At 72.3% G+C, this 12,578-nt stretch carries 8 protein-coding genes; 3 read left to right on the forward strand and 5 right to left on the reverse strand.

The genetic code is table 11. From position 1 onward, the window contains the following. Positions 1–84: 84 nt before the first annotated feature. Entirely contained in the window at positions 85–726 is a 642-nt protein-coding gene (locus AB0I32_RS13315) for a sigma-70 family RNA polymerase sigma factor (protein WP_357506621.1), read from the forward strand. A gap of 26 nt (positions 727–752) precedes the next feature. On the opposite strand, the gene AB0I32_RS13320 is transcribed toward AB0I32_RS13315, so the two are convergent. Beyond that, the gene (locus AB0I32_RS13320; RefSeq protein ID WP_357506623.1) at positions 753–1,517 is read right to left on the reverse strand and encodes a hypothetical protein; all 765 of its coding nucleotides are present in this window, start codon (positions 1,515–1,517) and stop codon (positions 753–755) included. 171 nt (positions 1,518–1,688) lie between these two features. On the opposite strand from AB0I32_RS13320, the gene AB0I32_RS13325 reads away from it, so the two are divergent. Continuing rightward, on the forward strand, positions 1,689–4,373 hold the full coding sequence (locus AB0I32_RS13325) for an RNA polymerase sigma factor (protein ID WP_357506625.1): 2,685 nt from the start codon (positions 1,689–1,691) through the stop codon (positions 4,371–4,373). Here AB0I32_RS13325 and AB0I32_RS13330 read toward each other — a convergent pair. The 4 genes from AB0I32_RS13330 to AB0I32_RS13345 all read right to left on the reverse strand — a co-directional run bounded on the left by AB0I32_RS13330 (position 4,339) and on the right by AB0I32_RS13345 (position 11,333). Then, positions 4,339–7,005: a LuxR C-terminal-related transcriptional regulator gene (locus tag AB0I32_RS13330; protein WP_357506627.1), complete on the reverse strand. Its 2,667-nt coding sequence runs from the start codon at positions 7,003–7,005 to the stop codon at positions 4,339–4,341. The two genes, AB0I32_RS13325 and AB0I32_RS13330, sit on opposite strands and share 35 nt — an antisense overlap. 275 nt (positions 7,006–7,280) lie before the next feature. Further along, positions 7,281–8,210, reverse strand: coding sequence for a cation transporter (locus tag AB0I32_RS13335; protein ID WP_357506629.1), 930 nt, complete (start codon positions 8,208–8,210; stop codon positions 7,281–7,283). Then, complete coding sequence (locus tag AB0I32_RS13340; RefSeq protein WP_357506631.1) at positions 8,211–8,558, reverse strand: hypothetical protein; 348 nt, start codon at positions 8,556–8,558, stop codon at positions 8,211–8,213. 168 nt (positions 8,559–8,726) lie between these two features. Further along, on the reverse strand, positions 8,727–11,333 hold the full coding sequence (locus AB0I32_RS13345) for a glycoside hydrolase family 9 protein (RefSeq protein WP_357506633.1): 2,607 nt from the start codon (positions 11,331–11,333) through the stop codon (positions 8,727–8,729). Positions 11,334–11,537: 204 nt separating this feature from the next. Between AB0I32_RS13345 and AB0I32_RS13350 the strand changes: the two genes are divergently transcribed. Next, positions 11,538–12,512 (forward strand): MsnO8 family LLM class oxidoreductase, encoded by a 975-nt coding sequence (locus AB0I32_RS13350; protein ID WP_357506635.1) that lies wholly within the window; start codon positions 11,538–11,540, stop codon positions 12,510–12,512. Positions 12,513–12,578 lie beyond the last annotated feature (66 nt).

Raw genomic sequence — 12,578 nt, forward strand, 5'->3', positions numbered from 1 at the left:
CCGCTCGAGCGGTCTGGCTGTCACTGCGAGGAGGGGGTCTGGATGCCGATGACGACAGCGGCTTGGCAGCAAGCGATTGGCCAGATGGGGCAGGGGCAGGGGGGCCCAGAGGTGCAGAACGGTGGCGAGGCAGAGGAGCTCGGCGACATCGAGCTGTTCGGGCGGGCGAAGGCCGGGGACAGGCTCGCGATCGACCTCGTCTGGCGCCGCCACTATCCATACGCGCTCAAGGTGGCGCGGCGCTACACCCGTAGTCCGAGCGATGCCGATGACCTGGCGGCTGAGGCGTTCGTCCGCATCCTGTCGCTGCTGCGTGAGGGGCGCGGCCCGCGGGAGCACGGCAAGACGTACGTGGCTCGCACCGTCCGGAACATCGCAACGGACCGCTCACGCCGGCGACAGCCGCCCATGGCGGTGATCGACGAGGCGCACGAGCTGCCGGCGCCGGACGACCCGGCCGCGGCGGCGCTCTCGGCCATGGAGCTCGGTGACGTCCTGGAGGGTCTGGCCGCCTGTCCGCCGCGACAGCGGTACGCCATGCAGATGACGGTGTTCGAGGGTGTCTCGATCTCGATGGTGGCCGAGGAGCTGGGGATCTCCAAGAACGCCGTGGCGGCCCTGCTCATGCGTGCTCGCGAGTCGATCCGGCGGTTCGTCGCGCTCGGGGTGCACGAGCACGGCACGGAGGCCCGGCGTGCGGCGCAGCACCGCGGCGAGCGGAGCTAGCTCGATGCCGGAGCCGGCGTGCCCGGCTACGCGGCGTCGTCGGCGGTGATGAGGCCGCGCAGGGTGTCGAGGTCGTCGGGCAACGGCCGCACGGTGATCCGGACGGGCGCTCGCAGGATGCTCGGGTTCTCGCGGGCCAGGCTGGACAGCGTGGCGCGGGCCCGGGCCACGGACGCCAGGACACGGCCCGCGGGTTCGGACCGGCCGAGCGCAACCGCCACGCCGTCGCGGTAGCCGGTGGGGTAGTCCTCGCCGAACGACAGACGGACCGCCTCGCCGAGCAGCACATCGCGCTTCCACCGCGCGAGCCGACCGGCGCTACCGATCCGGCCGACCCGGCCGTCGATGGTCACCAGGACGAGCGACCCGCCCTCCCTGGTGCTCTCGATGCCGGCGAAGACGTCAGCGGCGCGCGCGAGGAACTCGGCATGCTGCGGCAGCCCGCTCATACCACGCGCGGCGATCTGGGGGTCGGGGCCGGTGTCGGTGGTCTCCCAGCCTGCCGCGAACGCCAGCGTGACCGACACGGGCATGCTCGCCCGGCACAGGTCGTAGAGCGCGCCGACGTCGCGCAGGCCTTCGGTGATCCCGACGTCGGCCAGAGCGCGGGCGGTACCGAGAGCCTGGGCGGGCGCCTCGGCGGGGAGCCCGTGCATGACTGCGTATGCGAACGGAACCACGGCCGGGCTCGACCAGTCCTCCGGCACGCGCCAGCCCTCGGCCACCGTGTGCCGGCGCCATCGCGCGCACAGCGTGCCGAGTCCGTCGTCTCCCGCGGGTGCCTTGTTCATCGCCGGGCTAGACGGTGACACAAGCAACTGGTGACGGCGCAAGCCAAACCGGGGTCATGACGCCGGATCACCCCCCAGATCACCCTGGCGACGTGCGAAGTAGCACCTACCCCTCGGTAGTATTTTACGCATTCAGGACAACTACATCGACGTGCCAGGGGGCGCTCGCGGATGGTCGACACGACCAGTTCCACACCGTCGCGGCAGCGCGCGGATGCCGCGACACCGATCTCCGACGAGGCACTGCTCGCCGAGTTCCGCTCCGGTGAGGACCGGGCGTTCGCCGAGCTCTACGCGCGGCACTATCGCATCGCGACAAGCGTCGCCCGCCGGGTGGTCGGCAGAGGGCCGACGGCCGACGACGTGGTCGCCGAGGCATTCACCTCGCTGCTGGCGGCAGTGCGCAGCGGTGGCGGCCCGCTGACCAATGTCCGCTCGTACCTCCTGACAACGGTGCGCAACACCGCCATCGGGTTCCTGCGGGCGCAGCAGAAGGCGGTGCCCGCCGAGGCGGCAGTGGTGGACCGCCCGCACCATGATCGCGACGGGCTGGCCATGGCCGACGACGACCGGCGCGTCCGGCGGGCGTTCGCCGAACTTCCCGCACGGTGGCGCAGGGTGCTCTGGTACGTCGACGTCCATGAACTTCCTCCGGCGCAGGTCGGTCCGCTCCTGGGGGTCTCGCCCAACGCGGTGTCCTCGCTGGCCCGCAGGGCCCGCGAGAGGCTCCGGCAGGAGTACCTGCAGGCCCACCAGGACCGGGTGGCGCCCGGGTGCGAGGACTATGCGCCGCACCTGGCCCGGTACGTCGACGAGACGCTGGCCGTGCCCGTCCACCACCGAATCGATACACACGTGCTGGCCTGCGTGTACTGCACCGCCGCCGTCGAGCAGATGCGCGACCTCAAGCGCCGCATGCGCGCCGTGCTGCTCCCGCTGGGCCTGGCGCTCGCGGCCACCGGCGGGCCCCACGACAAGGACTTCCACGCAGAGGCGCCGGTACCGAACCCGGGGCCGGGGCGTGCGCGGGCACTCGGCAGGCGCTGGTGGTGGGCGCGGCCGCGGGTCGGCCGGCGGGCGGTCCTTCTCGGGGTCCTTGCCGTGGCGCTGTGCCTGCTCACGTTGTCCATGGTCGCGGCGTCTGGCGTCGTGGGAGACAGGCTCGGGCACCCGCCGGGACCCGTCGCGGACACCGCGACCGTGCCGGACGCCGACCGGCAGCTGCCGGACCCCGACCGGTCCGGTGACGGTCCTCGGACCGAAGGGGATGATCTCCGGCAGGCGGACCCGGCACCAGGGTCGGGGGCAGCCCCGTCGTCCAGCCCGTCGCCCGGCCTCCGGGACGACACGGCGGATGGAACGCCATATGCCGGCAGCGGGCCCGTGCGAGGGGCCGGGACCGGAGGCCGCGGGCCGGCGCCCGTCGACCTGACACCCACGCCCGGAGCGGGTGCCGACCCCGGCGGGCGGCCCGCTCCGCCGTCGGCCCCTGGTGCGAGGCCGACTCCGACGCTCGGGCCCACACCGACGCCTGACCCCGAGCCGGCACCCACGCCGGACCCGATGGTCCTCGAGGTGGCCCACGACGATCTGGGCGACCTCGTGCCCGGGCGGACCGGTGTGCTCGGCGCCACCGTGAGCAACCCGAACCCGGACCGGACGGGCACCGTGGCCGTCGACGTCACGCTGCCGACCGGCGTCGAGCTCGACACGGCGGGGGCTGCACGCGCCGTCTCAGCGTGGACCTGCGCCGACGCCGGCTCCTCGGGCGGCGTCGGCTGCACCGTCGCCACGATTCCGGCAGGCGGGGCCTCGACCCTGCTGGTGCCGGTCCTGGTCGCGGCGGACGTCGCGGAGGGCAGCGTCGAGCTGCGGCTGGACGTGCGCGGAGACGGCATAGCGCCCACGAGCGAGCGCCGGCCGGTGCCGGTGCGCGCGGGCTCCCTCGCCGCCCGGTACGTCGCGACCGGCGCCGTAGAGGTGAGTCAGGCGGGGGCGCCCGTGCTGCACTGCGATCCCGCCGCCACGGGGTGCGCGGCGGTCACCGACGGCACTGCCACCGGTTCCGCGCAGAACAACAACGCGTGGAACATGGTGTCCGTCGATGCGCTGGGCACGGGGACCAGCTCGTCCACGGCCGTGCTGGACATCCCCGCCGGGTCCGAGGTGCTGGCCGCCCGGCTCTACTGGGCAGGGGGGTGCGCGGGCACGGTCCCGCCGGTCCGGGTCGCGCCGCCGGGAGGTGCGCTCGCCGCCGTCGGGGACGTCGCCGTCGACCGCTCCGGGGGCCAGACGTACCAGGCGAGTGCCGACGTGACCGACCTCGTCCGCGCCCGTGGTGCGGGCACGTGGGGCGTGGCCGACGTGTGCGCCACCGAGGGGCTGGGCGGCTATGCGGGCTGGGCGCTCGTCGTCGTGCACCGGCCGCCGGGAACCAGCCCGGCCGGTTCGGGGCTCGCGATCGTCTACGACGGGCTGCTGCCGGTGTCGTCCGCCTCCGGATCTGCCGCGACCTTCTCGGTGGCCGGCCGCCCGGGCACGACGGCCCGGGTCGGCGCCGTGGTGTGGGACGGGGACCGGAGTGCGCCCGGGGACCAGCTCCTGTTCGACGGCGTGCCGCTGGTTCCGTCGCGCTGGAGCGGCACCGGGCCGACGGGGCCGGGCCCGGGCGACAACGCGTTCGACTCGACGGCCTGGGGATCCGCCTACGCCAACGCGCTCGGGGTCGACGTCAAGCCGTTCGAGCCCGCTGCCCTGACCTCGACGCGCGCCGAGCTCACCGCCGTGGAGACCAACGGGGACGCGTTCACCGTCGGTGTCGTCACGGTCGCGACGGGAGGTCGAGCCGGGCCCTGACGATCGGGTCCAGGAGGCCTAGCTCGCGGGCCCGCTGGAGTGCCATCGACCGGTCGTGCACGCCGAGGCGCCGGTAGATCTCACGGATCTGCGTCTTGATCGTGTTGTGCGAGACGAAGGACACCTTGGCGATCTCGGTCGAGGTGAGCCCGTCGGCCAGGTGGTGCAGGACCACGAGCTGCCGGTCGGGCACGACCACGAACTCGACAGGGGTCGGCTCACCACGTCGGCGCAGTACCTGGGCGATCTGCTCGCGCACCGGCTCAGGGGCGTCGCGGGCCACCAGGCGCAGCACGTCGGACGACGCCCACCAGTAGGGCAGGGCTCCGCCGACACGCTGGGCCAGAGCGGCCGCGTGGGCCAGCTCGCGGCGCACGTCGGCCCGCGCGCCCTCGTCGACGCCTTGGCCGGCGTCGGCACCCAGTGCCTCGGCCGCAATGAGGTGCGCCTGAAGCCGGGTGCCCGCTGTCGAGTCCTGATACCCGACGGAGGTCACCGCGAGGAGCGCGTCGCGGGCCTGCCCCCGCGCGAGACGCAGTCGGCCCTCGAGCAGCGCCGCCGCCGGGGCTCTCGTGATCACGGCGTCGGCGATGACCAAGGCGTTGGTGCCGCGGCCCAGCGCCAGGTAGAGCCGGCCGAGGTCGAGCGCGAGCAACGGCGGAACCTGGCGGCGCTCGGCAGAAGGATATGTGTCGTGCGGTGTCCGCCCGCGCTGGGCGAGCGTCTCGCGCAACCTGGCCACGGCCGGCTCCTCCTGATGCCGCAGCGCGGCGAGCGTCGCCTCGACGTGCAGCCCGGCAAACCACAGGTCGGTGCTTGCGGTGTCCTGTGCGGCGGTCAGGAGACGGTCAGGCAGGTCGTCGTCGAGCCGTTCCAGCCGCGTGAGGGCCGAGGTCAGTGTGGTCGGATCGCCGACGGCATGCCGCCACCAGGTAGGTGGCTCGGGCAGGGCGTGGGCCTCACGGGACCAGTCGGCCGCCGGGCGTACGCCGGAGTCGAGCGCGTGAACCAGAGCAACCAGCTCCGCTGCAGCTCCGCCGAGTGGAAGTGCGCCGGAGCTGAGCGCCCCCTGATGAGCGCCCTTCGCGTACCGCAGGGCCTCGTCGAGCAAGCCGGCTTCCGCGGCAGTGAGAGCGGCCTGCAGGCCGACGAGCACGCGTGCGACGTCGGACCCCCTGCCGGCTGTGCCGAGCGGACGGCGCGCCAGGCGCAGGGCGTCGTCGGTACGGCCCGCGCGACGCAGCTGGGCGATCCGGGCGAATGTCAGGAGCGGACCATCGGGCCCGTCGGACAGCGGAGGACCGGAGAGCTGGTCGGTCGACGGCTCGTGCGCGCCGGGCTGTCCGGGAGTGCGCCGTGTCATGGCCAGCAGGGCCCGCAGCTCGGTGGGGACGTGGGCGGCGGGGACCGAGGCAGCGGCGCTCCACAGGGCTTCGTGCAGCGTGGCGTCGTGCCCGTCGAGTACACCGGTCCACATGCTGTGCAGCAGGTCGCGCACCAGCCCGGCATCGCCGGACTCGAGCGCTACGAGGAGTGCACCGCGCACGTCGTACGCCTGCTCCCTGCGCAGCGCAACCTTCGCCGCCCGCCGAGACAGCTCGCCCCGGTCACGACCACGCGCGTAGTCGAGGATGGCTCTTCGCGCGTAGGGTTCGACGGCGAGGACGTCGTCCGGTGCGGCTGGGTCGTCGAGGACAAGGCCGACCTCCACGAGGCGGTCGAGAAGTCTGTGTCCGTCCGGGATCACGGCCAGGAGGCCAGTCTCCGACAGCTCTCTGCGGCTGAACGTGGGTGCGATGCTCGCCTCGACCAGGACGTCGACCGTCTCTTCCGGAACCATGCCGCGCAGGAACGCGGCACGGTGAGCGGCAGCGACCGTCGATACGAGGTCGTTGGTGATCGGGTCGCCCATCGCGGACGCGCGGCGGAGCTCCTCGAGCGCGGGGTAGAGCACGGCGGGCCATCCTGCTGTCGCCGTGCAGAGGAGGTCTGCTTGCGACCTGCTGAGCGGTGTGCCGAGTGCTGACGCGGTTGCGTGCGCTTCGTCCGGGCGCACGGCGAGGTCGCGCATGCCCAGCTCGACGTTGGTGACGGGGGCGCGGTCGGCGGCCATGGTGACGTCCCAGGTGTCCCCGAGGGCGTTGGTCCAGCTGTTGAACGTCGGAGCGGCGTGAGGCACCGGTAGCGCGGTCAACGCGACGACGTGGGCCTTGCGCAACAGGCGTGCCATCCGGTCGAGATGGGTGAGCGCAGCAGCCGACGCCGGTCCCAGCCGGTCGATCACGAGGACCACCCCGTGAGCGTCGAGCGCAGCAGCCACACCCTGAGTGGCCGTCGCCCCCACGCTCGTGTTCTCGGCAAGCGGCGCTGCCGGGTCTTCGCCGATCAGATGGGAGAGCTTGGTGCGAATGGCCGACGCAAGCGCGTCGCCGTCCAGCGCATCGGACGGAGCGACGTCGACCCAGACCACGGTTCGGTCGCGGGCGAGCCGCCTCGACCACAGTGCGACAGCGGTCCGGCGGCCCGTACCACTCGGGCCCCGCAACAGCACCAGTCCGCCGGTGTCTGGGCGCATGGCACGCTGGAGCGCCTTCTCGACGGTCGGCCTACGGAACGCGCCGACCGGTGGCACGGGAATACCTCCTTCAGCACGCGGCGACCGCATGGCCGGTCGAGGCGAGCGGCTATCCACTCAGCCACCTAGGGTCGCGGGGCGGCAGCGTGCAGCGCGCACGCCTATCCGGGCAAGAGCTCTGATCACACTCGTGTAGGACGGAGTGAGGCGGTCGACGTGTCGAGTGACCTGTGTCACAGCGCGGCCTCCGGATGGTGGAGGAGCCCGGCCGGTCCCTGCTGCAAGACCCGTCGACGTGTTGCTCCACCACCAGTTCTGATCGCCGGGGAAGGTCAGGCCGCCAGGTCGGGGTCGGTCGTCAGCTCCACCGTCGCCCACACATCGAGCGGGAGGGCCTCGAGCCCGGTCACCACAGCACGTCTGATGTCGTCCTCCGCGTCGACGGACCAGGTGCCCGGCTCGACGACGAAGTCCACCTCGACGTATAGCCGGCGGCCCACCTTCGACGCGCGCACCAGCGGCTCGGGCAGATCGTGTTCTGTTCGTACCTGACCGATCACGTCGGCGAGCTGTGCGGAGGTCACGGTGTCGGGCGCTCCCTCGAGAAGCTCGTGCATTCCTTGCCGGATCAGCCGTACCGGCATCGGCAGGAGCAGCACCGAGACCGCGAGCAGCAGCGTCGGGTCCACGTACTGTGCGACACCCCGACCCAGCGTCCGGTCCAGCACCATGCCGACCGCACCACCCCCGGCGATCGCCAGGCTGAGCCACGCGCCGGAGCGCCAGGAGACCACCTCGGCGAGGGCCAGCCCTGAGTCGGGCGCCCGGCGGTTCACCCAGACCGACAGTCCCCAGGAGCCGAGCGCAGCGACCAGGCCGTAGAGGATCAGTTGCACCGGATCGCCGTCGGACCCACCCGCCACCAGGGTTGCTGTCGCCTCCGCAGCGCCGTAGGCCAGCGTGGCAAACAGGGCGGCCCCCTGCATCGCGACCGCCAGTGGCGTCGCCGCGTGCCTGCCGAAGGGATAGCGGCTGGTAGGTTCGGAACCGGCCGCGTGCGCCGCCAGCATCGACACCGCGACCAGCACGATCCCGGCGGCCGCGAAGATCCCGTCGAACAGGATGATGCCCGAGCCGGAGAGCAGCCCCCACACCACGGCGGTCAGCGCGATGACGGCCCCGCCGACCGCCGAACCGAGTAGCGTTGCGTGTTCCTGAGCCTCCGAGGTCGTAGCAGCGGCTGCTGGGGTCCGGGCGGGCACCTAGGCTTCCCGATCGCCAGGAGGCGGGCGCAGCAGCCGTGCTCTGGTCCACACGAGGAGCGAGCCGAGGACGACCGCTGCCACTGCCGCGCCGGCTGGACCCCGGAGGTCGGCGCCGGTCGCGGCGAGCTGGTCGGGCGGGGCCGGAACGGTCGGGGTGTGCGCGCCGGTCTCGCCGCCCACGACGTAGCCGAACGGGTGGCCCGAGACGATGAAGTCCCCTGCCGCGATGGCTCCGAGCGCCGGCACGGTCACTGCCGCCGCGCCGCGCCGTCGGAGAGCACCCGGAGACCCGGATCTCTGCCGTGCCGACATCGCCGCTCCGTTCTCGGCTTCGAGACTGCTCATCGATGAAGCCTCGGGCCTGCCTCCTTCGGGGAGTGTAGAAGCGCATACTGAAACCTGCGCGCGGCAATTCCGGCAAAGGGGCCATGCGGCCTCGTCAAGGTTCCCCGGGATTTCATACGGAGAAATGCTTGGATCCTGAGTTCGAGATGGGCGGCAGCCGGTGGCGAATCACCTCGCCTGCGGCGCCGCCTGATCGCAGGCCACGCCGTTCACCGTGAACTCGGTCGGGTTGGTGTTGACGCCGGTGTGCGAGCCGTTGAACCCCAGGTCCGTGCTGGCCCCTGGCGCGAGCGTGGCGTTCCATGGCGACCCCGTCGCGGTGACGGCCGTGCCGGACTGCGTCCAGGTGGCCCCCCACCCCTGAGTCACTCGCTGGCCGGACGGGAAGGTGAACCCGAGCGTCCAGGTGATCGGCGCCGCGGTGTCGTTCGTGATCCGTACCGAGCCGGTGAAGCCGTTGCTCCAGGTGCTCGCCGAGTAGCTGACCCGGCATCCGCCGGTCGGGCCTGCCGTCGTCGTGAAGGTCACGGCCAGGCTCGCGCCGGACGGGTTGCCTGCGCCGTCCCGGGCACGCACCACGAACGAGTACGACGTGCCGGCGGTCAGGCCGGTCACCGTGTAGGCGGTAGTGGTGGACGAACCGGCGAGCACCTCGGTGGTGCCCTGCAGGCGGTAGACGTCGTAGCCGGCGACGCCGCTGGGCGGGTCGCCGTCGTCCGTCACCGCCGGCCAGGTGAGCCGGGCGCCGGAGGAGGTGACGGCGGTCGCCGTCGGCCGGTCAGGGGTGCCCGGCGCGGTGGTGTCGGTGGGCGTGCCGGTGGGCTCGGTGCCCCAGATCAGCCTGCCGCCGTCGTACAGCGTGATCGCCTTCGTCTTCACCAGCGAGGTGGAGTTGAGGCCGGCGAACGACGGGTCGTTCGCGTTGCTCCAGCCGGTGCCGCCGCTGACCCGGAACTGGAGCTCGCGGCGGTGCTGCGACTGCCCACCGGGGTGGATGTTCTGTCCCGCGCAGCTGAGCTCGGCGTAGTAGAGGCTGCCGGACGCCTGCACGGGCCTGGCGGTCTGCGGGCCGCACTCGCTGTAGTTCGACGACAGGGCGAGGTTGGCCGCGGAGTCGCCGGCGTCGAGGTTGAACCAGTACCGCAGCCTCGCGTTCTCGAGCGAGCGGGCAGGGAAGGCCGACCGGTTGCGGATCAGGGCCTTGATCTCGACGAACGTACCGCTCGGCGGCTGGTTGAGCTGCGCCTCGACGAAGACCTCGTCCTGGTCGGGGGTCTCCGCCTGCGGGAAGCTCGCCAGGGGCGTGCCGCCGTACTCCTTGGCCAGCCGCGCGAGGGCGCCGGAGAAGCCCGCGTTGTAGTCGGTCGCGACCTCGTTGGCCGTGTAGTCCTGGCGTGAGTCGGTGTAGGCGTCGTTGGCCGACGGCGGTCCGCCGACGAGCGCCCCGTAGAGGACGTGCCGGGTCTCGACCGGGTCGGCGATGCTGTCCAGCCAGGACCCGTGCGCGGTGCGGTGGTGCGGCTTGGTCGGCGGGTTGGTGCCGAAGCCCACCACGTACGACGAGTCGCGCGGGTTGTCGCCGAGCGCGTAGTCGATCTGGCGGACTCCGAAGTCGTGATAGCGCGCCTTGAGCGTCGGGTCGGTGAGCCAGTCCGAATAGACCAGCGCGACGAACGACGTGTTGGCCGCGTACCGCAGCGAGCCCCACGAGTCGAGCACGGCCTGGCCGCCGGGGGAGTAGGGCACCTTCTGCCCGTTCACGCCGACCGTCCAGTAGTCGAGCCAGCGGTTGGTGTCGTCGACGTACTTCTGCTTGCCGGTCTCCATCGCCAGCAGCGCGTACGCGCCGAACGACTTGTCGTCCCAGGCGATCGTCCACTTGTACTTACGGGTGCTGGACTGGTTCTCGGTGCCCAGCTTGTCGTACTCGGCCTCGGCCTTGGCCAGGTACGTCGCGTCCCCGGTGGCCTTGTAGAGCCAGTAGGCGCCCCAGACGAGCTCGTCCTGGTAGCCGGACCATGACTTGTAATAGGGGGCGACCGCGGTCACGCAGTCGGAGTAGCTGCCGCGGTAGGTGTCCGCGAACGAGTAGAGCTGCTTGGCGTGCGTGATGAGCTCGCTCGCGTACCCGGGGTCGTCCTGGAGGACGATCGCCGAGGACGCCATCGCGGCGGCCGTCTCGGCGGCGACGTCGGAGCCGGGGCAGGACGCGGTGATCTTGTGCGACGGGCGATCCATGGTCATGACCTCGGCAGGGCCCCACCACTTGTGGTCGTCCTCGCCGTCGCCCACCTGCACGTACAGCTCGTTCGGTGCGGTGTGGGCCTTGACGAGGTAGTCGTTGACCGAGCGCAGGTTGTCCTTGAGCTCGTCGAGCTGGCCGGCCCGCGTGTATCCCTCGGGCGACTCGATCGCGCCCCACGCGAGCATCGTCGTGCTGAATGCCATCGGGAAACCGAACTTCACGTGGTCGCCGGCGTCGTACCAGCCGCCGGTGAGGTCCTTGCCGACGTCGGCCCCGTCCTGCAGGCCGGAGTCGCCGCGCCAGCTCACCGGGTAGTCGTCCGGCAGGTCGCCGGACTGCTGCGCCTGGTAGAAGAACATCGACTTCTGCAGGGCCTCGGCGTAGTTGAAGGCCGGGTCGGCGGCCGGCGCGCCCGTGGCGGGCGACGCGACGAGCAGGCCGGCGGCGAGCGAGAGAGCCGTGCCCGAGGCGAGCGCGGCGGCGCGCCTGCGGCGGGCCGGCGCGTCGGGAGTGCCGGACGAGTGTGCCATGAGGACCTCTTCAGCGCTGGAGACGGTCGGGGAGACGACGTCGGGCCGTGGCACGCCGTTGCCCCGGTGCGACGCGCCTGGACATCGTCGCGAGGGGCGGATTTCACCGTCAACGACCTAAACGATTCACACGCTGTGCGAGGCGCGCCAGGTGCGGGGACCTCTCGCGGGAAGCGCTCCGGTGCTCTCGCGGTTGGGTTGCGTGTGAGGATCTCCCTGCTCGACCGTTCCCGCACCCGTGCGGGGTACTCCGACATCGCCGCGCTGACCCACACGATCGAGCGGGCCGTGTCGGCGGAACGGCTCGGCTACCACCGCTTCTGGGTCGCCGAGCATCACGCCGTGCCGGGCATCGCCTCGGCCTCGCCGCCGGTCCTGCTCGGTGCGCTCGGCGCCCACACCACCACCATCAGGATCGGCTCGGGTGGCGTGATGCTGCCACATCACCAGCCGCTGGTCGTCGCCGAGCAGTTCCTGATGCTGGATGCCCTCTACCCGGACCGGGTGGATCTGGGGGTCGGACGCACCCTGGGCTTCACGGCACCCGTGCGCCGCGCGCTGAGGCACGGCCTGGACGCCCCGGACACGTTCACGGAGGACATCGAGGAGCTGCGCGACCATCTCGACGGCGCCGCGCCGGTCACCGCCAGGCCCGTCGCCGAGCGGACTATCCCGATCTTCGTGCTCGCCACCGGGAAGGGCCTCGCGGTCGCCGCCCGGCTCGGGCTGCCGGTGGTCATCGGTGGACCCGTGCTGAGCAGCCCGTCGCTGCCGGACGCGCTCGCGGCGTACCGAGACGAGTTCCGGCCCTCGCTCCGAGCGCCGGAACCCGCGGTGACCGTCTCGCTCGACGTCCTCGTGGCGGACACGGACGCCGAGGCGCGCGACCTTGCCCTGCCGGAGGCGTGGGCGATGGCCCGGTCCCGGCAGACGGGCGAGTTCGGCCCGCTGGAGCCGGTCGCGGCGATCCGCGCCCAGCCCTGGACCAACCAGCTGCGCGAGCGGGTCGAGGCCCAGCTCGCGCAGGGCGCCATCGGGTCTCCTGCCACGGTGCGGAGCCACCTCGACCGGCTGGTGGAGGCCACCGGGGCGCAGGAGATCGTGGCGTTCAGCTCCACCTATGACCGCGCCGCCCAGGCAGCCTCCGACGCCGCTCTCCGCGACCTGGCGCGCGACTAGCTCCCCCACAGGGGTTCCGCAAGACGTCGTGGTTCGGACGGTGACAGATTGGGGACCGTGCCGGAC

Origin of the sequence: Promicromonospora sp. NPDC050249 (assembly GCF_040656015.1) — a bacterium.
GTDB lineage: Bacteria > Actinomycetota > Actinomycetes > Actinomycetales > Cellulomonadaceae > Promicromonospora.